General features: G+C 69.2%; 15 protein-coding genes. 10 read left to right on the top strand and 5 right to left on the bottom strand.

The features are described 5' to 3' along the window. Nucleotides 1–4 precede the first annotated feature (4 nt). A complete protein-coding gene (locus ACGFH6_RS29030; protein ID WP_393390565.1) occupies nucleotides 5–1,024 on the top strand; it encodes an ABC transporter ATP-binding protein in 1,020 nt (339 codons plus the stop codon). 24 nt (nucleotides 1,025–1,048) lie between these two features. Here ACGFH6_RS29030 and ACGFH6_RS29025 read toward each other — a convergent pair whose 3' ends face one another. Continuing rightward, nucleotides 1,049–3,451 carry a tetratricopeptide repeat protein gene (locus tag ACGFH6_RS29025; protein WP_393390272.1) on the bottom strand — a complete coding sequence of 801 codons (2,403 nt, stop codon included), beginning with the start codon at nucleotides 3,449–3,451 and terminating at the stop codon, nucleotides 1,049–1,051. Between the two features lie 262 nt (nucleotides 3,452–3,713). Between ACGFH6_RS29025 and ACGFH6_RS29020 the strand changes: the two genes are divergently transcribed. Genes ACGFH6_RS29020 through ACGFH6_RS29010 form a run of 3 tightly spaced genes read left to right on the top strand, consistent with a single transcriptional unit; the run spans nucleotide 3,714 to nucleotide 7,868 of the window. Next, nucleotides 3,714–4,550 (top strand): MIP/aquaporin family protein, encoded by an 837-nt coding sequence (locus tag ACGFH6_RS29020; RefSeq protein WP_393390270.1) that lies wholly within the window; start codon nucleotides 3,714–3,716, stop codon nucleotides 4,548–4,550. Between the two features lie 39 nt (nucleotides 4,551–4,589). Continuing rightward, a complete protein-coding gene (gene glpK, locus ACGFH6_RS29015) occupies nucleotides 4,590–6,107 on the top strand; it encodes a glycerol kinase GlpK (RefSeq protein WP_393390267.1) in 1,518 nt (505 codons plus the stop codon). Nucleotides 6,108–6,155: 48 nt separating this feature from the next. Then, nucleotides 6,156–7,868, top strand: a complete 1,713-nt coding sequence (locus ACGFH6_RS29010) for a glycerol-3-phosphate dehydrogenase/oxidase (protein WP_393390264.1) — start codon at nucleotides 6,156–6,158, stop codon at nucleotides 7,866–7,868. Nucleotides 7,869–7,874: 6 nt separating this feature from the next. Here the strand turns inward: ACGFH6_RS29010 and glpK (ACGFH6_RS29005) are convergent, their stop codons facing one another. The 3 genes from glpK (ACGFH6_RS29005) to ACGFH6_RS28995 form a co-directional block, all read right to left on the bottom strand. Beyond that, nucleotides 7,875–9,392 (bottom strand): glycerol kinase GlpK, encoded by a 1,518-nt coding sequence (glpK, locus tag ACGFH6_RS29005; protein WP_360446869.1) that lies wholly within the window; start codon nucleotides 9,390–9,392, stop codon nucleotides 7,875–7,877. Between the two features lie 60 nt (nucleotides 9,393–9,452). After that, nucleotides 9,453–10,211 (bottom strand): IclR family transcriptional regulator, encoded by a 759-nt coding sequence (locus ACGFH6_RS29000; protein WP_393390261.1) that lies wholly within the window; start codon nucleotides 10,209–10,211, stop codon nucleotides 9,453–9,455. A 100-nt stretch (nucleotides 10,212–10,311) separates the two neighbouring features. After that, entirely contained in the window at nucleotides 10,312–11,199 is an 888-nt protein-coding gene (locus ACGFH6_RS28995) for a RecB family exonuclease (RefSeq protein WP_393390258.1), read from the bottom strand. A 125-nt stretch (nucleotides 11,200–11,324) separates the two neighbouring features. Here ACGFH6_RS28995 and ACGFH6_RS28990 point away from each other — a divergent pair, with 125 nt between their 5' ends. The 4 genes from ACGFH6_RS28990 to arc all read left to right on the top strand — a co-directional run bounded on the left by ACGFH6_RS28990 (nucleotide 11,325) and on the right by arc (nucleotide 16,247). Next, a complete protein-coding gene (locus ACGFH6_RS28990) occupies nucleotides 11,325–12,185 on the top strand; it encodes an intradiol ring-cleavage dioxygenase (RefSeq protein ID WP_393390255.1) in 861 nt (286 codons plus the stop codon). Between the two features lie 58 nt (nucleotides 12,186–12,243). Further along, nucleotides 12,244–13,398: a site-2 protease family protein gene (locus ACGFH6_RS28985; protein ID WP_393390252.1), complete on the top strand. Its 1,155-nt coding sequence runs from the start codon at nucleotides 12,244–12,246 to the stop codon at nucleotides 13,396–13,398. A 77-nt stretch (nucleotides 13,399–13,475) separates the two neighbouring features. Then, nucleotides 13,476–14,432 (top strand): tRNA (adenine-N1)-methyltransferase, encoded by a 957-nt coding sequence (locus ACGFH6_RS28980; RefSeq protein ID WP_393390249.1) that lies wholly within the window; start codon nucleotides 13,476–13,478, stop codon nucleotides 14,430–14,432. A 69-nt stretch (nucleotides 14,433–14,501) separates the two neighbouring features. Beyond that, nucleotides 14,502–16,247: a proteasome ATPase gene (gene arc / locus ACGFH6_RS28975; protein ID WP_393390247.1), complete on the top strand. Its 1,746-nt coding sequence runs from the start codon at nucleotides 14,502–14,504 to the stop codon at nucleotides 16,245–16,247. A 73-nt stretch (nucleotides 16,248–16,320) separates the two neighbouring features. Here arc and ACGFH6_RS28970 read toward each other — a convergent pair whose 3' ends face one another. Beyond that, nucleotides 16,321–17,175, bottom strand: coding sequence for an alpha/beta fold hydrolase (locus ACGFH6_RS28970; RefSeq protein ID WP_393390244.1), 855 nt, complete (start codon nucleotides 17,173–17,175; stop codon nucleotides 16,321–16,323). 163 nt (nucleotides 17,176–17,338) lie between these two features. On the opposite strand from ACGFH6_RS28970, the gene ACGFH6_RS28965 reads away from it, so the two are divergent. Then, nucleotides 17,339–20,236 (top strand): helix-turn-helix transcriptional regulator, encoded by a 2,898-nt coding sequence (locus ACGFH6_RS28965; RefSeq protein WP_393390241.1) that lies wholly within the window; start codon nucleotides 17,339–17,341, stop codon nucleotides 20,234–20,236. Next, nucleotides 20,233–20,574: a hypothetical protein gene (locus ACGFH6_RS28960; RefSeq protein ID WP_393390238.1), complete on the top strand. Its 342-nt coding sequence runs from the start codon at nucleotides 20,233–20,235 to the stop codon at nucleotides 20,572–20,574. The genes ACGFH6_RS28965 and ACGFH6_RS28960 overlap by 4 nt, the downstream gene beginning before the upstream one ends. Nucleotides 20,575–20,610: the final 36 nt, after the last annotated feature.

The following is a 20,610-nucleotide window of genomic DNA, read 5'->3' as shown; positions in this document are numbered from 1 at the left end:
GGCGATGGGCGAGGAACTCCTCTCGGTCGACGGCCTGGTGAAGCACTTCCCGATCCGCAAGGGCGTGCTGCAGCGCCAGGTCGGCGCCGTGCAGGCGGTCGACGGGCTGACGTTCAGCGTCACTCGCGGCGAGACGTTCTCGCTGGTGGGGGAGTCCGGCTGCGGCAAGACGACCACCGGCCGGCTGCTCACTCGCCTGCTGGAGCCGACGTCCGGCCGGATCGTGCTCGAGGGCCGCGACATCAGCCACCTCCGCGAGGGCCAGATGCGGCCGCTGCGGCGCGACGTACAGATGATCTTCCAGGACCCGTACGGCTCGCTGAACCCGCGGCACACGGTCGGCAAGATCGTCGGCGCGCCGTACCGGCTGCAGAACGTCAAGACCGAGCACGGCGTGAAGAAGGCGGTGCAGGAGCTGCTCGAACTGGTCGGCCTGAGCCCGGAGCACTACAACCGCTACCCGCACGAGTTCTCCGGCGGTCAGCGGCAGCGCATCGGCATCGCCCGGACCTTGGCGTTGCGTCCGAAGCTGATCGTCGCCGACGAGCCGGTCTCCGCGCTGGACGTGTCGATCCAGGCCCAGGTCGTGAACCTGCTGGAGGACCTGCAGAACGAGTTCGACCTGACGTACGTGATGATCGCCCACGACCTGTCCGTTGTACGGCACGTCTCGGACCGGGTCGCGGTGATGTACCTGGGCAAGATCGTCGAGATCGCCGACCGGGTCAACCTGTACGAGACGCCGATGCACCCGTATACGGTCGCGTTGCTCTCGGCGGTTCCGGTGCCGGACACCAAGCGGAAGGCCAAGCAGGAGCGCATCCGGCTGCAGGGCGACGTACCGAGCCCGATCAACCCGCCGCCCGCGTGCCGCTTCCACACCCGGTGCTGGAAGGCCCAGGAGATCTGCAAGACGGAGGAGCCGCCGTTGCTGCAGCTGGCTCCCGGTCACCAGACCGCCTGCCACTTCCCGGAGAACCAGCCCGCCAAGCAGGTCGAGTCTCCGGTCACTGACGCGAGCTGACTGCTCAGCGCCTGACGGTCGGCGTCAGGCGCTGAGTGCTTTCCTGGCCGCGGCGAGCAGGTCCTCGGTCTGCTCGGCCAGCGCGCTGTCGTGCTCGCGATAGAAGCCGAGCGCGAACTCCAGGTTCGGTACGGCGTCGTCGTACTCACCGATGTCGTTCAGCACCCGGCCGAGCTCCAGCCGGGTCTGCGCCTCACGCCGGAGGTCACCCACGTCCAGGGCGATCTCGAGGGCGTGTTCGGTCTGCTCGATCGCCGACTCGAAGTCGCCGAGCTGGGCATGGACCAGGCCGAGGACGTAGTGCGCGTCGCTGACGTTCTTGCGGTGGCCGAGCGCTTCGAGCTCGGCCGTCGCCTGGACGATCTCGGGTACGGCGGACTCGGGCCGGCCCGACTTTGCCCGCGCCCAGGCCCGGTCGATCCGGCCGTTGGCGGCGCCTCCCTTGTCGCCGACCGCGGCGAACTGTTGCATCGCGGCGGTGCTGGCCGCCTCGGCCGCGGTCCAGTCGCCGAGCTCGGTGTAGACCTCGGTCAACGTGAGGTTGGTTGCTGCCAGCCCCCGTTGGTTGTCCAGCTGCTGGTTGACGGCCAGCGCGTGCTCGACGAGTGGCAAGGCCTCGCGGTAGCGATGCATCCGGACCAGCAGCCGCGCCTTGTTGTTCGTCGCGAGTGACACCCCGCGGAGATTGCCGATCGACTCGAAGAGGTCGCGGGCGAGACCGAAGCGCACCGCCGACTCGTCGTAGCGTGCGAGCTCGGCCAAGGCGATGGCAGCGTCGGCGTGGAGCTGGGCCAGGGTCCAGCGGTCGAGCTGGCCGGCGGCGACCCGGTCGATCGCCGGCAGCCAGTCGGACATGCTGCCGCGCATGGCGAAGTAGTTGTAGAGGCCGACGATGAGGCCGGCCGCGAGTTCGTCGCGGCCACCGAGGTCGCGGACCTGGTCGATGAGGGCCAGGCAGTTGCGCAGCTCGTCGTCGATCCAGGCCAGCGCCTGCTCCGAGCGATCGAACACCGGAGAGGCCGGCGCCGGTGGACGGCCGGGCCAGGCCATCCGGGCGGCGTTCGGATCGCCCATGCTGGTCGCGCGCCAGGCGACGGCGACGTAGAACGCGAGGCTGCGATCGAGCGCGGCGGCCTGCTCGTCCTCGGGGAGCCGTCCGGCGAGCTCGCGGCCGAAGGCGCGGACGAGGTCGTGGAACTGGTAGCGACCGGGCGCACGGGACTCGAGCAGGTGCAGGTCGGTCAGGCGTTCCAGCCAGCGATCGGCGTCTGCCGGTCGCGTGTCGATGAGGGCCGCTGCCGTCTCCGCGGTGAAGTCTTCGGCGTCGCTGAGGCTGAGCAACGTGAGGGCTTGTGCGGCGCTGTGGTCGAGCGGGTCGGAGCTGCGGGTCAACTGCTCGATCGACAGCGAGAGGCTCGCCCGGACGTCGAGGTCGTCGACGCCGAGGAGGTCGAGCCGGCGGGACTCGTCCTCCAGCCGCTGCGCCAACTCGGTGCCGGAAGCGGACGGATGCCGGACCAGCCACGCGCCGGCGACCGAGAGCGCGAGTGGGAGATGCCCACACAACTCCGCGACGCGAGCCGCGGCCGAGGCGAGCCGGTCTGCTCCGGCGATGGTCTCGAGCAGGCGGAGTGACTCATCCACCGGCATCGGTTCGAGCTGCAGGTGCAGACTCGCCGGCAGGGCCGTCAGCGTGGCGCGACTGGTGATGAGTACGGCGGACCCGCTCGCGGCCGGGATGAGGTCGGCGACCTGGGCGACGTCCTGCGCGTTGTCGAGGACCAGCAGCACGCGGCGTTCGGCCAACCGGCTCCGAAGGGCCGCGACTGCCTCGACGAGACTGCCCGGCACGGCATCGGGCGGTACGCCGGTTCCGCGCAGGAGCTGACCGATCGCGTGCAGCGGGCTGACCGGCGTACCGGCGCCGAAGCCGCGCAGGTTCACCAGGAGCGTGCCGTCGGGGTACTGGTCAGCACTCGCGTGGGCGGCGTGGATCGCCAGCGCGGTCTTCCCCACGCCTGCCATGCCGCGGATCGTGGCGACGATGGGCGAGCCGGGTTGCGCCGGAGTCCCGCTGAGGAGATCGGTCAGCTGGTCGATCTCCTGCGTGCGGCCGGCGAACCCCGCGTTCGCGGACGGCAACTGGCGAGCCACCACCCAGGCCGGACCTGCGGGCTTGGCTTGGGTGGCTGTCGGGCTGGCAGCGCCGCGTGAGGCCAGCCGCTTGAACGCCGCGAGCTCCTCCGGGGTGAGCTGGAGCGCCTGGTCCAGCTTGTCGATCGTGGTCGGGTGCGGGAACCGGCGGACGCCGCGTTCCAGCAGACCGATGGCCTGCGCGCTGAGACCCGCCAGCTCCGCCAGGCTCTCCTGGGTCAGATCCCTGGCCCGGCGTGCGTCTCGGAGCCGCGCCGCGAACGTGTCCTCCACCCTGCCCCTTTCGTCGAGCAGATTGTGGCAGGCCACGGCTCAGCGGAACGGGCGGCCCCAGGTCGTTCAACCCTTTGACGCGGCCGTCGAAGTGTTGGGCCCGGATCGACCGGTCTGCGAGTACGGACGATCACTGAGTGTCGCAGCCGGATGGTGGGCCTGCGGCGTTCGACAATGTCGAACGACCGGCGTTGTGCCGCCCCGCGAACGCTTCTACATTCCAGCCAGCCGTGGTCGTCACGGTGTGGAGGGGAGGTTCGGCATGGCTACGACGGAAACAGTCAAGGCAAGAACCCTTCTGGCTGAATGCTCGGCGGAGTTCGCGGGGACATTCATCCTGATCCTGTTCGGCGTGGGGGTGGTGGCCCAAGTGGTCGCCGGTGGTATCGGGGATCACGACTCGATCTCGTGGGCGTGGGGTATCGGCGTGACCATGGGCGTGTACGTGTCAGCCCGGATCAGCGGTGCCCACATCAACCCCGCGGTCACGATCGCTCTCGCGGCGTTCCGCGGGTTCGCGTGGCGGAAAGTGCTGCCGTACATCGGCGCACAGTTCCTCGGTGCGTTCGCGGCGGCGCTGGTGGTCCGCTGGAACTACGACAAGGTCCTGGAGAAGTTCGACCCCGGCCTGACCATCAAGAGTCAGGGCGTGTTCTCGACCCTGCCTGGCAACGGCAGCACGGAGCTCGGTGTCGGCATGTGGGGTGGATTCCTGGACCAGATCATCGGTACGGCGATCCTGATGCTGGTCATCCTGGCCATCGTCGACCTCCGCAACACCGCGCCGATGGCGAACCTCGGCCCGTTCATCATCGGTCTTCTGGTCGTCGGCATCGGCATGGCCTGGGGCACGCTGGCGGGCTACGCGATCAACCCGGCCCGTGACTTCGGTCCGCGGTTGGCGTCGTACCTGACCGGGTACGGGGGAGCGTTCAAGGACCAGTTCGGGGATCCCTATTTCTGGGTCCCGATCGTGGGACCGATCATCGGCGCGCTCATCGGCGCGTTCCTCTACGACCTGCTGGTCGGCCGGCACCTGCCGGTGAGTGACGCGGACGAGGAGCCGGGCCGGGTGCCCGACGAGGAGACCACGGCGTGACGCGCCGTACCACTGAGCAGTGTGAGGAGAGGACTTTCCATGGCTGACTTCGTCGGTGCCGTCGACCAGGGCACCACGAGCACCCGCTTCATGATCTTCGACCACTCCGGCAACGAGGTGGGCATCCACCAGCTGGAGCACGAGCAGATCCTGCCGCAGGCCGGCTGGGTCGAGCACAACCCGGTCGAGATCTGGGAGCGGACCAACTCGGTCATCCGGACCGCGATGAACGCGAAGGGGTTGCAGGCAAGCGACCTCGCCGCGCTCGGCATTACCAACCAGCGCGAGACGGCGGTGGTCTGGAACCGCAAGACCGGGCGGCCCTACTACAACGCGATCGTCTGGCAGGATACCCGGACCGACCGGATCGCCTCCGCGCTGGAGCGCGAGGGCAAGGGCGACGTGATCCGGCAGAAGGCCGGCCTGCCGCCGGCGACGTACTTCTCGGCCGGCAAGGTGCAGTGGATCCTGGAGAACGTCGACGGGGTGCGCGAGGCGGCCGAGGCCGGTGACGCCGTCTTCGGCAACACCGACACCTGGCTGCTGTGGAACCTGACCGGCGGGACCGACGGCGGCGTACACATCACCGACGTCACCAACGCCAGCCGGACCATGCTGATGAACCTCGAGACGCTCGACTGGGACGACGAGCTGATCTCGTTCTTCAACATCCCGCGGCAGATGCTGCCGGAGATCCGGCCGTCGTCGGATCCGAACAAGTACGGCGAGACCCTCGCGAACGGTCCGGTCGGCGGCGTGGTGGCACTGACCGGCGACCTCGGCGACCAGCAGGCGGCGACCGTCGGCCAGGTCTGCTTCAACCCGGGCGAGGCCAAGAACACCTACGGCACCGGCAACTTCATGCTGCTGAACACCGGCACCGAGCTGGTCCGGTCGAAGGCCGGTCTGCTCAGCACGATGTGCTACAAGTTCGGCGACGCGGCGCCGGTCTACGCGCTCGAGGGATCGATCGCGGTGACCGGGTCCGCGGTCCAGTGGCTGCGCGACCAGCTCGGCATCATCTCCGGTGCGAGTGAGACCGAGACGCTGGCCCGGCAGGTCGAGGACAACGGCGGCGTGTACTTCGTGCCGGCGTTCTCCGGACTGTTCGCGCCGTACTGGCGGTCCGACGCCCGCGGCGCCATCGTCGGTCTGTCCCGGTTCAACACCAACGCGCACCTGGCCCGAGCAACACTGGAAGCGATCTGCTACCAGAGCAAGGACGTCGCCGACGCGATGGAGAAGGACTCGGGCGTGAAGCTCGACGTGCTCAAGGTCGACGGCGGCGTGACGGCGAACGAGCTGGCCATGCAGATGCAGGCCGACATCCTCGGCGTCCCGGTGAGCAAACCGGTCGTCGCGGAGACCACCGCGCTCGGTGCGGCGTATGCGGCCGGCCTGGCGGTCGGCTTCTGGAAGAACACCGACGAGCTGGTCCAGAACTGGAACGAGGACAAGCGGTGGGAGCCGCAGTGGACGGACGAGCAGCGGACCAAGGGGTACGCCGGCTGGCAGAAGGCGGTCCAGCGGACGCTGGACTGGGTCGACGTCGACTGACCCTGCCCGCTCGGTAGGCAACGCAACGGAATCGGAAGGAACAGCACAGTGGGCGTAGTCGCTCTGTCACCGCAAGCGAGGGCCGACGCGATCGACGCGATGGCCGACGGGCGGGAACTGGACGTCCTGGTGATCGGTGGCGGGGTGGTCGGCACGGGGTCGGCGCTCGATGCCGCCACCCGGGGCCTGACCACCGGACTGCTGGAGGCGCGCGACTACGCGAGCGGCACCTCCAGCCGGTCCAGCAAGTTGATGCACGGTGGCCTGCGCTACCTGGAGATGCTCGACTTCCGATTGGTGCACGAGGCGTTGCAGGAGCGCGGCCTGCTCCTGCAACGCCTGGCACCGCACTTGGTGAAGCCGGTGCCGTTCCTCTACCCGCTCCAGCACCGCTGGTGGGAGCGGTTCTACGCCGGAGCCGGTGTCGCCCTGTACGACGGCATGGCCGTCAGCTCCGGGCACGGTGCCGGGCTCCCGATCCACCGGCACCTGACCCGGCGTGGCGCGATGCGGCTGGTGCCGAGCCTGAAGAAGTCGGCCCTCGTCGGCGCCTTGCAGTACTACGACGCCCAGGTCGACGATGCCCGCCATACGATGGAGCTGGCCCGGACGGCGGCGTCGTACGGCGCTCATGTCGCGAACCGGGTCAAGGTGACCGGGTTCCTGCGCCAGGGTGAGCGGGTCACCGGGGTGCAGGCGAAGGACCTGGAGAGCGGCCGCGAGTTCGAGGTCCGGGCGAAGCAGGTCGTGAACGCGACCGGGGTCTGGACCGACGACACGCAGGCGATGGTGGGGGAGCGCGGCCAGTACCACGTGCGGGCCTCGAAGGGGATCCACCTGGTCGTCCCGAAGGACCGGATCCAGTCCAGCACCGGCATGATCCTGCGCACCGAGAAGTCGGTGCTGTTCATCATCCCGTGGGGCCGGCACTGGCTGATCGGCACCACCGACACCGACTGGAACCTGGACAAGGCCCACCCCGCCGCGACCAGCAAGGACATCGAGTACCTGCTCGATCACGTCAACGCCGTACTCACCACCCCGCTGACCCGCGAGGACGTGGAGGGCGTGTACGCCGGACTCCGGCCGCTGCTCGCGGGGGAGTCCGAAAGCACGTCGAAGCTGTCCCGTGAACACGTCGTCGCGCACGCGGCGCCGGGTCTCGTGGTGGTTGCCGGTGGCAAATACACGACGTACCGGGTGATGGCCAAGGACGCGATCGACGCGGCCGCCGCGGCGCTGGACGGCCGGGTGCCGAAGTCGGTCACCAAGACCACGCCGCTGGTCGGTGCCGACGGCTACCACGCGCTGTGGAACCAGCGGCACCTGATCGCGCAACGCTCCGGCCTGCACGTGGCCCGGATCGAGCACCTGCTCAACCGGTACGGCGCCCTGGTCGACGAAGTACTGCAACTCGTCGAGGAGGACCCCTCGCTGGGAGAGCAACTGCCGGGTACGCAGGACTACCTGAAGGCCGAGATCGTGTACGGCGCGAAGGCCGAAGGGGCACGGCACCTGGACGACATCCTGGCTCGCCGGACCCGGATCTCGATCGAGGCCTGGGACCGTGGGGTCGGGGCAGCCGAGGCGGCCGCCCGGCTGGTGGCCCCGATCCTCGGCTGGGACGAGGCGACGATCGAGCGTGAGGTCTCGTTCTACATCCGCCGGGTCCAGTCCGAACGCGCCTCCCAGGACCAGCCCGACGACGAGTCCGCCGACAAGGTCCGCCTGGAGGCCCCGGACATCGTGTCCCCGGCCTGAGGCGGATTACTCGGCGACCTGTTCGGGGCGGATCCAGCCGAAGGTGCGTTGGACTGCGGCCTTCCAGTTGGCGTACTCGGTGGCGCGGCGGTCCGGATCCATGTGCGGCAGCCACTGACCGGCGCGGTGCCAGTTGCTCCGTAGTCCTTCCAGATCGGGCCAGTAGCCGACGGCGAGCCCGGCGGCGTACGCGGCGCCGAGGGAGACGGTCTCGGTCACCATCGGGCGGACCACGGGGACGTCGAGCAGGTCGGCGAGGAACTGCATCAGCAGGTTGTTCGCGGTCATGCCGCCGTCGACCTTCAACGCGGTCAGCGCGATGCCGGAGTCGGCGTTCATCGCGTCGACCACCTCGAGGGTCTGGAAACCGGTCGCCTCCAGCACCGCGCGGGCCAGGTGTCCCTTGGTGATGTAGCCGGTCAGGCCCGCGATCACGCCGCGCGCCTCGCTGCGCCAGTGCGGTGCGAAGAGTCCGGAGAACGCCGGCACGATGTACGCGCCGCCGTTGTCCTCGACCGTCCGGGCCAGCGTCTCGATCTCGGCGGCGGTGTGGATCAGCCCGAGCCCATCGCGGAACCACTGCACGAGCGATCCGGTGACAGCCATCGACCCTTCGAGCGCGTACGACGCCTTCTCGTCGCCGATCTGGTACGCGACCGTGGTCAGCATCCCGTGCGTGGACCGGACGATCTCGTGGCCGGTGTGCAGCAGCAGGAACGAGCCCGTGCCGTACGTGCACTTCGCCTCGCCGGGGCTGAAGCAGGTCTGCCCGAACAGCGCGGCCTGCTGGTCCCCGAGCGCCGCCCCGATCCGCACCCCGGGCAGTACGTCGGTCGCGGTCGCGAACACCCCGGACGACGGCCGGATGTCCGGCAGCACAGCCCGCGGTACGTCGAACGCCTCGAGCAACTTGTCGTCCCACTCGAGGGTCTCGATGTTCATCAGCATCGTGCGGCTCGCGTTCGTCACGTCGGTGACGTGCAGCCCGCCGTTCGCGCCGCCGGTGAAGTTCCAGATCAGCCAGGACTCCATCGTGCCGAAGTACACCTCGCCGCGCTCGGCGCGCTGCCGCAGCCCCGGGGTGTGGTCGAGCATCCACTTCAGCCGCGGCGCCGAGAAGTACGTCGTCAGCGGCAGACCACACAGGTCGGCGAACCGGTCCGGGCCCTCGGTGCCGGCCAGGTCGCTCACCAGCCGAGAGGTGCGGGTGTCCTGCCACACCACCGCATTGCCGATCGGCCAGCCGGTCAAGCGGTCCCACAGCAGGCTCGTCTCGCGTTGATTGGCGATGCCGATGGCAACGATCTGCGACGGCTCGGCGCCGATCTGGCGGACCGCGGTCGGGACCACCCGGGTCACGTTCCGCCAGATCTCGGCCGCATCGTGTTCCACCCAGCCCGGTCTCGGGAAGAGTTGCCGGTGCTCGCGCTGTGCGACCGACACCAGCCGCCCGCGACGGTCGAACAGGATGCATCGCGTCGAGTTGGTTCCCTGGTCCACCGCGGCCACGTATTGCTCAGCCATCGAGCCACCCCCCGATCTCTCGCCGGCCGGTTCGCTCAGGTCGTACCGGCCGCCTCCAGGTCAAGTGTCCTCCCGGAGGTCACGCGCGATGGCTTCGGCAGTGGTCCGGACCATACTGATCAGGTCGGGGCGGTGGCGGAGCTTGCTGTCACAGATGCGTTCGAGCCGGCCCGCGAGGCCGACCGCACCGACGACCAGGCCGCCCAGCCCGCGGATCGGGGCCGCGATGCTGGCGAGTTCGACGGTGTGTTCCTCGAGCTCACTGGCCCACCCGCGCGCACGAACGGTGGCGAGCTCCTCGGCCAGGCGGTTCGGATCGGTGATCGTCCGGGTGGTGTACGCCTCCAGCCGGCGCGGTCGGGCGGCTCCGCTGGTGTCGAACGCCAGTACGGCCTTCCCGAGGGCGGTGGCGTGCGGCGGGAGCGTCGTACCGACGTCGAGGTCCTGGTCGCTGTCGTCGGGGCGGAAGACGTGGTGGACGACCTCGACCTTGCCGTCAACGAGTCTGCCGACCCGGACGACCTCACCGCTGCGGGAGGCGAGCGAGTCGGCCCAGTTGATCGCGCGACTGCGCAACTCGTTCGGGTCCAGGTAGCTCTCGCCGAGCCGACCGAAGATGTCGCTCAGGTGGTAGTGCGCGCCGGTGTGATCCTGCTCGACGAACCCGACCTGCTGCAGTGTCCGGAGTATCCCGTGGACAGTGGGCTTCGCCAGGCCGAGCGCGTTGCCGAGGTCGGCGACCCCTAGTCCGTCCGGTGCGGCCGCGAGCAATCGCAGCACAGCGGCAGCCCGCTCGATGGACTGCACAGTGCCCGGCACATTGGCAGGCTATCTAGGAATTCGGCGTGTGGCTGTAGGCCAAGTCGTCCTTGCGGGCCGCGAGGCAACGATCGTGTTCAGCCGTCGAGGCGCCCGGCGTTCAGCCGTCGACGTCGACGAGGTCCACGCCCGCCGACTCGGCGGCGACCTCTTCAACCGAACGGGTCGGGAGCGGCGGCGGGGTGCCTCCCCAGGCCGGGCAGATCGCCTTGTGGTCGCACCACTCGCAGAGCGGACCAGGGCTTGGCCGCCAGTCGCCGGACTCGAGCGCCCGGCTGATCGCCGTCCACAACGCCGAGACCTTCCGCTCACAAGCGCGCAGATCCGCCTCGTCCGGGACGTACCGGACGATCTCCCCGTTGCCGAGATAGACGAGCTGCAGCATCGCCGGCACGACGCCGCGCAGCCGCCACAGGACCAGCGCGTAAAACTTCATCTGGAACAGAGCCTTGGCCTCGAAGAACTCCGAGGGCGACCGGCCGGTCTTGTAGTCGACCACCCGGATCTCACCGGTCGGCGCGACATCGAGCCGGTCCACGTAGCCCCGCAGTACCAGGCCGGACTCGAGCTCGGTCTCGACGTACAGCTCGCGCTCGGCGGGCTCCAACGCGTTCGGGTCCTCGAGCGTGAAGTACTTCCCGAGCAGCTGGTGCGCCTCGGCCAGCCAGTTGGCCAGCTCCTCGCCGCTCGCGTCCTCGGCGAACAGCTCCGCGACCTCCGGCTCCTCCTCGAGCACGTGCTGCCACTGCGGCTCGAGCAGCTCCACCGCCTGCTCCAGCGTGCGCTGCCCGCGAGGCAGGTCGAACAAACGCTCCAGCACGCCGTGCACCACCGTGCCCCGGACCGCGGCCGAGGACGGCTTCTCCGGCAGCCGGTCGATGACGCGGAAGCGGTACTTCAGCGGGCAGCTCATGAAGTCCGCGGCCCGGGAGGGCGACAGGGCTCCGCGGGGATGCCCGTGCACGTCGACTTCGGCTGCAACACTCATGCCTGCACCCTAGGCGAGTCCACCGACACTTCGTCGGCGCACACCCGGACCTGTGGAAAACCGTTCGCAGCGAACTCCCAGCCGGCTTTCGGGAAACCATCGGCCTTCTTTGTCACGCTCGACTCATGACGCCACCACCGAGACCACCCCGTGAACACGATCTGGGCCTGGAGTACGACCTCGGCACCCTGCACCGCCGGCGGTTCCTCGGCCTCTTCGCCGGTGCCGGCCTGGCCGCGGTGGCCGGCTGTACTCCGGACGACGCCACCGACTCGGCCACGTCCGGCTCAACGACGACCACAACATCCACCACCCCGTCATCCAGCACCCCGTCGGCCAGTACGACGACCAGCGGCACAGATGTCGACGAGATCCCGCAGGAGACCGCCGGACCGTACCCGGGCGACGGCACCAACGGCCCGAACGTCCTCACCGAGTCCGGCATCGTCCGCAAGGACATCACCAAGTCCTTCGGCTCCGCGTCAGGAGTGGCAACCGGCGTACCCCTGACGGTGACACTGACCATCCTCGACGCGGACAAGGACACCCCACTGGAAGGTGCGGCCGTCTACGTGTGGCACTGCGACGCAGAGGGCCGCTACTCCCTCTACTCCGACGGAGCCACCAACGAGAACTACCTGCGCGGCGTCCAGGCCGCGGACTCGTCGGGCAAGGTCACGTTCACAACGATCTTCCCCGCCGCGTACATGGGCCGCTGGCCGCACATCCACTTCGAGGTCTACTCCAGCCTGTCCGAGGCCACCGCCGCCGGAAAGATCAGTGCGACCTCCCAGTTGGCCCTCCCCGAGGATGTGTGCAAGACCGTCTACGCCACCGACGGGTACGACGGAAGTGCGCAGAACTTGGCCCAAACGTCGCTTGCGAACGACAACGTGTTCGGCGACGACGACGGCGTACATCAGCTCGCCACGGTCACCGGAAACACCACCGGCGGGTACGTCGCCACGCTCAATGTCGGCGTCTGACGCGGCACACCATGGGTAGGTAGCACGGAGTTACCAGCGGGCAAGTAGCGTTGGGTCGATGCCAGAACCGCGTGATCCTCAGAATCCCGCCCAGCCGGCCGGGCCGCCGCCGCCCGGTACCTGGGTGCTTGGTCGTATCCGCGGCATCCGGCTCACCATGCGATTCACCTGGCTGCCGGTGGCGATGCTGCTCGCGGTCGGGTTCGCCGCGATCATCGGGCAGCAGTTCCCCGACCTGGGCGGCTGGCGCTATCTGGCCGCGCTCGCGTTCGTCGTCGCGTTCACGCTGTCGATCCTGGTCCACGAGTTGGCGCACGCCCTGATGGCGATGCGGTTCGGCATCGGGGTCTCGGAGATCAACCTCGGCTTCTTCGCGGCCGGCACGCACATCGAGGGGGAGCGGAAGTCACCGCTCGAGGAATTCGCCGTCTCGGTGGTCGGCCCGGTCGCGTCGCTGATCGTCGGCGGGCTCGCGTACCTCGGCTCGCGCGCGTTCGACGAGGGCGTCGGGTACGTCGCTCTGTGGGAACTCGGCATCGCGAACCTCATCGTCGGTGTGACCAACCTGCTGCCCGGCCTTCCGCTGGACGGCGGCTGGGTGCTGCGCGCGGTGGTCTGGAAGTTCACCGGCAACATGCACACCGGCACGATCGTGGCTGCCTGGGCCGGCCGGATCCTCGCGATGCTGGTGCTGGCGGCCCCGGTGATCATCGAAGAGGTCTGGAACCGCCAACCGACCATGATCGACTTCCTGATCGCGCTCGCGGTCGGGTTCTTCCTCTGGATGGGGTCGACCGCGTCACTGATGCAGGCGCGGCTCCGCCGCAAACTGCCCGCGCTCCAGGTCCGCACGCTGGCCCGCCGCGCGATCGCCGTCCACTCCGGTACGCCGATCTCCGAGGCGGTCCGGCTGGCCGCGGACGCGCAGGCCGGGGCGGTCGTGGTGATCGACGGCGAGGGCAAGCCGCACGCGCTCGTGTCGGAGACCGCGGTGAGCGCGGTCGCGCCGAACCAGCGCCCGTGGACCACCGTCAGCGAGGTTTCGACCCGCATCGGCGCGGGCCACATCATCGGGATCAACGACACCGGTGAGGAGATCCTCAAGACGCTGCGCGAGCACCCGGCGTCGGAGTACCTCGTCCTCGACGCGGCCGGCTCCGTGTACGGCGTACTGGCGACGAGCGACATCGAACGAGCCTTCCGCGGCCGCTGACCCACCCCTCCCGCCCCGGCAACTGGTGCGAGGAGGATTCGGGGATCGGCGTGACGGAAAGTTAAGGTGAGCGCCTTATGGCTGACTTGCGCGACTTTCCCGACCAGGCGTACTCCGGGGTCCATCACGGCCCGTTGCAGGCGGGGGAGTGGATCACCCTGCAGGACTCCAAGGGCCGCCGGCACTCGGTGTTCCTGGAGCGCGGCAAGATCTTCCACACCACCAAGGGCGGGATCGCTCACGACGACCTGATCGACGGTCCGGACGCCGTGGTGATCAAGTCCAAGGGCGGCGTGGAGTACCTCGCGCTGCGCCCCTTGATGGCTGACTACTCGGTGTCGATGCCGCGCGGCGCGGCCGTGATCTACCCGAAGGACACCGCGCAGATCGTCACGATGGCCGACATCTTCCCAGGTGCGAAAGTGGTCGAGGCCGGCGCCGGCTCCGGCGCGCTGACCACGGCGCTGCTGCGCGCGGTCGGCATCCACGGCCAGGTCATCTCGTTCGAGCGTCGCGAGGATTTTGCCGAGGTCGCGCGCAAGAACGTCACCGGCTTCTTCGGTGCTGAGCACCCGGCCTGGAGGCTCGAGGTCGGCGACCTGGTCGAGAAGCTGAACGAGCGGGATGTGGACCGGGTCATCCTCGACATGCTGGCGCCGTGGGAGTGCGTTGACGCCGCCGCTGAGGCCCTGTCGCCCGGTGGGGTGTTCTGTGCCTATGTAGCCACTACGACGCAGCTGAGCCGTGTTGTGGAGACGCTGAGGGCACATGGTGAGTTCACGGAGCCGCGCGCCTGGGAGTCGCTGGTGCGGGATTGGCATGTCGAGGGTCTGGCCGTTCGGCCGGGTCATCGGATGCAGGGGCACACCGCTTTCCTGGTCACCGCGCGACGGATGGCACACGGAGTTCAGGCGCCGCGCAAGAAGCGCCGGCCGGCGCCGGGTGCGTACGGCGACGACTACGCCGGACCGCGTCGCGCCGAGAGATCGGAAGACGTGCCGAAAGCAACTGGTTCATCCGCAACCGACACGTGATGGGATTCAGCTTGCCCAGCGACGTTTTCTGGGTAAGGTCCATAAGGTCGAGCCCCACATGGTGAGGTGATGATCGTGGCTGGAGACGAGAGTCCTACCGCGGCAGAGCTGCGTAACCAGGTCCGTTACCTGGAAGCCGAGGTCGCAGCGTTGCGGCGTCGGTTGCTGGAGCACCCGGCTGACAGCCGGTCGCTCGAGAGCAGGCTGTCCGAAACCCAGGCCTCCTTGGCGAGTGTCACCGCTCAGAACGAGCGGCTGGCAGAGACGCTGCGGGAGGCGCGAGAGAAGATCATCGCCCTGAAGGAGGAGGTCGACCGGCTGGCCCAACCGCCGTCCGGTTTCGGCACCTTCCTCGGCCGCAATGACGACGACACGCTGGACGTGTTCACCGGAGGCCGCAAGCTCCGGGTCGCGGCCAGCCCCTCGGTCGACCTGGACGGGCTGAAGCTCGGCCAGGAGCTGATGCTGAACGAGGCGCTGAACGTGGTCGAGGCCTGCGATTTCGAGGTCGTCGGCGACGTGGTGATGCTCAAGGAACTGCTCGCCGACGGCGAGCGGGCGCTGGTGATCGCGCAGGCCGACGAGGAACGGGTCGTCCGGCTCGCCTCGCCGCTGCTCGACATCGCCCTGCGGGCCGGTGACTCGCTGCTGCTGGAGCCACGCTCCGGCTACGTCTACGAGAAGATCCCGAAGTCCGAGGTCGAGGAGCTGATCCTCGAAGAGGTGCCGGACATCGACTACACGCAGATCGGTGGCCTGTCCGGTCAGATCGAGCAGATCCGGGACGCGGTCGAGCTGCCGTACCTGCACAAGGACCTGTTCCTCGAGCACGAGCTGAAGCCGCCGAAGGGCGTCCTGCTGTACGGCCCGCCGGGCTGTGGCAAGACCCTGATCGCGAAGGCGGTGGCCAACTCGCTGGCGAAGAAGGTGGCCGAGCGGACCGGGGTGGACGGGCAGAAGTCCTTCTTTCTCAACATCAAGGGCCCGGAGCTGCTGAACAAGTACGTCGGCGAGACCGAGCGGCACATCCGGCTGGTCTTCCAGCGGGCCCGTGAGAAGGCCTCCGAGGGCATGCCGGTGATCGTGTTCTTCGACGAGATGGACTCGCTGTTCCGCACCCGCGGAAGTGGTGTCTCCTCCGATGTCGAGAACACCATCGTCCCGCAGTTGCTGAGCGAGATCGACGGTGTCGAGGGCCTGGAGAACGTCCTGGTCATCGGTGCCTCGAACCGTGAGGACATGATCGACCCGGCCATCCTGCGACCCGGCCGGCTGGACGTGAAGATCAAGATCGAGCGCCCGGACGCCGAGGCGGCCCGGGACATCTTCTCGAAGTACCTGACCACCACCCTGCCGCTGCACACCGACGACCTGACCGAGTTCGGCGGCGACAAGGCGGAGTGCGTGAACGGGATGATCCAGCGCACCGTCGAGCGGATGTACACCGAGGCCGACGAGAACCGGTTCCTCGAGGTCACCTACGCCAACGGTGACAAGGAGGTCCTGTACTTCAAGGACTTCAACTCGGGCGCGATGATCCAGAACATCGTCGACCGGGCCAAGAAGATGGCGATCAAGGCCTTCCTGGACGAGAACCAGAAGGGTCTGCGGGTGCAGCACCTGCTGCAGGCGTGCGTGGACGAGTTCAAAGAGAACGAGGACCTTCCGAACACGACCAACCCGGACGACTGGGCCCGCATCTCCGGCAAGAAGGGCGAGCGGATCGTCTACATCCGGACGCTCATCTCCGGCAAGCAGGGCACCGAGCCCGGCCGCTCCATCGACACGGCCACCAACACCGGTCAGTACCTGTAGGACAACGTCGTACGACGACCGCCCCTGGACACGCCGTCCAGGGGCGGTCGTCCGTTCGTGGCAGGAACGAGGCTCAGGACAACGCGACGCGGCGGGTCAGGTCGGCGAGCTCACGGTTGAAGTGGTCGGGCTGCTCCAGATGCACGGTGTGGCCGACTCCGTCGTACCAGGCGGCCTCGGCGGTCGGGCAGGTCGCCAGCACGTGTTCTGCCATCGCCGGGAGCACCACAGTGTCGGCCCGGCCGTGGGTGACCACCAGCGGCACCGTGAGGGTCCGCAGTACGTCGTCCTCGTCGATCTCGCGGGTACCCAGGTTGGCGCGGATCCGGGCCGGGACGGTCATACTCGCCGCGAGCAGCAGTTCCGTGTCGTCGGCCGTGAACGGGGTGGCCGGGAAGGCCCTGATCAGACCGCGCGCCCCACGGATGTTGGTCGGCAGGTCGTCGGCGATCAGGTCGGGGAAGTTGTCCAGGAAGCCGGGGCCGATCAGTGTGCCGAACGCCGCCGGACCGAGCCGGACCGTGCCGCCGACGAAGTCGATCCCGCCGATCCGGTCCTCGCCGTAGGCTCGCACGTAGTCGCAGATGACGAACGCGCCGTACGACCAACCGACCACGACCGGCCGGTCGAGGCGCAACTGCTCGATGACCGCGGCGAGATCGTCGGCCCACAGGCGTGCGTCGGTGTAGTGCTCCTGCTCCAGTGGCGCCTCTGACATGCCGTGACCGCGCAGGTCGTACGCGACGAGCCGGAACTGTCCGGCCAGCGCGCTCTCGTACTGCTTCTGCCAGCACAGATGGCTCTGCGACAGGCCGTGGATGAACACGATCGCCGGCCCGTCCAGCCGGCCCCATTCGCGGACGTGCAGGCGCAGACCGCCACCGCCGCGCACAGTGTGGATCGTCGGCTGCTCGATGACTGCAGTCATGTCCCCTCCTTGGTTCGTTCGGTCGACTCGATCGTCACCGGGCGGGTGCGAGGACGGCATCGGGAACGAGGTACGTATCCCTGGCCCGCCGCCTACGTATCCGGCCGGCACTGATGCCTGGGAACGCGTTCCGTGGCGACGACGGCGGCGTGATACTGACGAGATGAAGGCCGGCCCGAGCGACGATGTGTTCGTCGGGCGCGCCCGCGAACTCGAGGCTCTCGAGGGCGCGCTGGACGCTGCCCGGGCCTTCCGCGGAGGGACCGTCCTGATCGCGGGCGAGGCCGGCATCGGTAAGACCCGGCTGACGTCCGAGCTGGCCGCACGCGCCCGGGACGCCGGCTTCGAGGTCCTGCTCGGACGCTCGATCGACCTGGTCGGGACCGAGTTGCCGTACCAGCCGTTCGCGCAGGCGCTGCGTCCGGTCGGTGACCTCCCTCGGGCAGACGGCCAGCAGTTCCGTGTCTTCGAGCACATCCTGGGTGTGCTGACGGAGCGGGCGGAGTCCGCGCCGGTGCTGCTCGTCCTCGAGGACCTGCACTGGGCGGACACCTCCACGCTCGATCTCGTGGTGTACCTCGCGCAGTACGTCGACGACCGGCCGGTGCTGCTGGTCGGGACCTACCGCGCGGACGAGCGTTCGTCGGCCGAGCGCATGCTCCGGCTCGCCAACGGAGTACGGCGTTCGGGATCGGCTCTGCTCGTGGACCTCGGTCCGCTCGACCGCGACGACCTGGCCGCACTTGTCGCGGCGTTCGCCGTCCCGCCACGGGCCGCTGCCATCGCTGAGGCGATCGTGGTCCGGTCCGAGGGCAACCCGTTCTTCGCGCAGGAACTGATCGCCGCGGCCGGCGACGGTGGTCTGCCGCGTGGCCTGCGTGAGCTCTTGCTGCAGCGGGTCGACCGGCTCGACCAGCGGGCCCGGGCGGTCGTCCGGACGGCTTCGGCCGCAGGCCGGGAGGTCGGATACTCGCTGCTGCGAGCGGTGGCCGTGATGCCCGAGCAGGACGTTCGCGCGGCGCTGCGGCAGGCGGTCGAGCACGGTGTGCTGGTCGCCGAGCCGGCGACGAGCAGCTTTCGGTTTCGGCATGCGTTGCTGGCCGAGGCGGTGTACGCGACCCTGCTGCCGGGGGAGCGCGAGGAGATTCACGAACGCCTCGCCGAGGAACTCGCGCGCTCTGGCGCCGCCGGGCCGGCCGAGCTGGCACCGCACTGGGCAGCCGCAGGGCGCGCGGCCGAGGCGCTGGCCGCGTCGGTCGCCGCCGCCCACGAGGCCGTGTCCGTCGCCGGTCTCGCGGAGGCGCGTGCCCATCTGGAAAGAGCGATCTCGCTCTGGCCGGCGGTGGCGAACGCGGCCGAGCTCGCTGGGTCCGATCTGGGCGGTATCTGTTCCTGGGCCGCCGTGCTCGCCGGCGAGACCGGCGAGGCGCCCCGGGCGGTCGAGCTTGCCCGGCAAGCGATCGACCTGGCCGGAGTCCGCGATCGGCGACGGGCGGCGCTGCTGCAGGTACGCCTGGGTGAGTACCTCCACCAGATCGGCAGCGACCTGTCCGGACTCGCGGCGCTCGAGCGGGCGGTCGAGCTCGCACCGGCCGAGCCGTTGCAGGATCGGGCATACGTGGTCGCCTCACTCGCCGGCGGCCTGATGGTCGCCTGGCGCCACGCGGCATCCGCACGGCTGGCCGAGGAGGCGTTGGCGCTCGCGCGTGACGCCGGTGCCGGCGCGGCTCTGGTTCGGGCGCTGACCGTGCGTGGCGCCGACCTCGTCTATCTGGGCAGGACGGAGGAGGGCCTGTCGGACCTCGGCGAGGCGCTGCGGCTGGCCGAGGAGATCGGCGATCGGATCGGGCAGGATCGGGTCTACGTCAATATGACCGATGCCCTGACGATGCTCGGTCGGCTACGAGAGTCCGTCCAGGTCGGCCGCGAGGGTCTGGAGGCGATCCACCGGTACGGCATCAACAGCGCCGTACTGGTCTCGAATCTGATCGAGGCGCTGCTCGCGCTGGGCGAGTGGGACGAGGCCGATGCGCTGAGCACTGCCGCGCTGCGGTCGACGATGGCGAGCTTCCCGTACATGCTGCTGATGCTCCGAGCCGATCTCGAGGTCGGCCGCGGGGACTTCGCCGCGGCTCGGGAGCACCTCGACGCCGCGCTCGAGACGCTGCGCCCGGACCGTGGGCTGGGTATTTACGACGTCTATCTGGCTGAACTCGCGCTGTGGGAGCGGCGGTGGGCCGACGCCGCGGATCACACGAACGCGGCCTTGGAATCGTTGGGGTCTGTCGGGGCCGCACAGCTTCGGGTGTGGTTCTGTGCGAAGGGGTTGCGGGCACAGGCTGACCTCGCCGCGGTGGCCAGGACCCGACGCGATGCCGACGCGGAGCGGAGGGTGCTCGACCACGCTGATCAACTGATCGCGGTCGCCCGTCGTGCTGCCGAGGACGCCGCGCCAGTGACGCCGATCAGTGGCGCCTGGCTGGGGTTGGCGGAGGCCGAGTACGAGCGCACCCGGGGCGTCGCCAGTCCTGAAACGTGGGCCGACGCCGCGGACCGCTGGGCACGCCTGGAGCGTGCACCGCTCACCGCCTACTGCCAGTGGCGCCAAGCGGAGGCCTTGGTCACGGCCGGAGGGTCGCGGGCCGAGGCGAGCATTCCGGCCCGCTCGGCGTACGAGGTTGCGGTCCGGATCGGTGCGCAGCCGTTGCAGCGAGAGCTCGAGCTGCTCGGCGAACTGGCCCGCCTGCGGATCGCGACCCCACCGACCGAGGCCGAACCCACCGGAGGTCTTGACGAGGTTCTCGGCCTGACAGCACGCGAGGCCGAGGTGTTGAGCCTGCTGTCCCGCGGCAGCACCGACCGCGAGATCGCGGCGACGCTGGTGATCAGCGTCCGGACGGTCGGCGTCCACGTGTCGCACATCCTGCAGAAACTCGGCGCGGCCAACCGGATCGAGGCCGCCGCGATCGCCCACCGGATGTCCGGGCACAGGCTGAAGGGTGAGGCCGGGGTTTCCCCTGATTCGGCCGGGGCTCGGGCGGGCCTAACTTGGGAGGTATGACGGCGGACGAGATGCGCAAGGACCTGCGCGCGGCGGTGGCGGCCCGGCAGGAGCTGGGGCCGGAGTACGAAGCCGAGATCATCGACAGCTTCCTTGAGAGGCTCGACGCCAGGGACGCCGCGCGCCACCAGCAGGATCAGGGCCTGGAGATCGCCGGCCTGAAGCCCCGCGAGACGGACCCCGGCGGTTTGGCGCTGGCGATCGTGTCGGTCAGCGTGGCCATCCCGATCACCGCCATCTCGGCCGACATGCTCGGTCTGCGTGGCCTCATCGTCTCGTGGGCCGGCCTGGTCGCCATCAACTTCGCCCGCACCATCGGCCGCCGCAACTCCCGCTGACCGGCCCTCAGAGCCCGGAGACGATGTCTCTGAGCC

This window comes from Kribbella sp. NPDC049227 (genome assembly GCF_043197265.1).
Classification (GTDB): domain Bacteria; phylum Actinomycetota; class Actinomycetes; order Propionibacteriales; family Kribbellaceae; genus Kribbella.
This window is presented reverse-complemented; position numbering and strand designations above follow the sequence as displayed.

Excerpts from the sequence above, each read along its gene's own strand:
- ACGFH6_RS29030 (WP_393390565.1), top strand. The coding sequence starts at position 5 with ATGGGCGAGGAACTCCTCTCGGTCGACGGCCTGGTGAAGCACTTCCCG.
- glpK (WP_393390267.1), top strand. The coding sequence starts at position 4,590 with ATGGCTGACTTCGTCGGTGCCGTCGACCAGGGCACCACGAGCACCCGC.
- glpK (WP_360446869.1), bottom strand. The coding sequence starts at position 9,392 with ATGGCTGAGCAATACGTGGCCGCGGTGGACCAGGGAACCAACTCGACG.
- arc (WP_393390247.1), top strand. The coding sequence starts at position 14,502 with ATGATCGTGGCTGGAGACGAGAGTCCTACCGCGGCAGAGCTGCGTAAC.
- ACGFH6_RS28990 (WP_393390255.1), top strand. The coding sequence starts at position 11,325 with ATGACGCCACCACCGAGACCACCCCGTGAACACGATCTGGGCCTGGAG.
- ACGFH6_RS28985 (WP_393390252.1), top strand. The coding sequence starts at position 12,244 with ATGCCAGAACCGCGTGATCCTCAGAATCCCGCCCAGCCGGCCGGGCCG.
- ACGFH6_RS28965 (WP_393390241.1), top strand. The coding sequence starts at position 17,339 with ATGAAGGCCGGCCCGAGCGACGATGTGTTCGTCGGGCGCGCCCGCGAA.
- ACGFH6_RS28960 (WP_393390238.1), top strand. The coding sequence starts at position 20,233 with ATGACGGCGGACGAGATGCGCAAGGACCTGCGCGCGGCGGTGGCGGCC.
- ACGFH6_RS28970 (WP_393390244.1), bottom strand. The coding sequence starts at position 17,175 with ATGACTGCAGTCATCGAGCAGCCGACGATCCACACTGTGCGCGGCGGT.
- ACGFH6_RS29020 (WP_393390270.1), top strand. The coding sequence starts at position 3,714 with ATGGCTACGACGGAAACAGTCAAGGCAAGAACCCTTCTGGCTGAATGC.
- ACGFH6_RS28995 (WP_393390258.1), bottom strand. The coding sequence starts at position 11,199 with ATGAGTGTTGCAGCCGAAGTCGACGTGCACGGGCATCCCCGCGGAGCC.
- ACGFH6_RS28980 (WP_393390249.1), top strand. The coding sequence starts at position 13,476 with ATGGCTGACTTGCGCGACTTTCCCGACCAGGCGTACTCCGGGGTCCAT.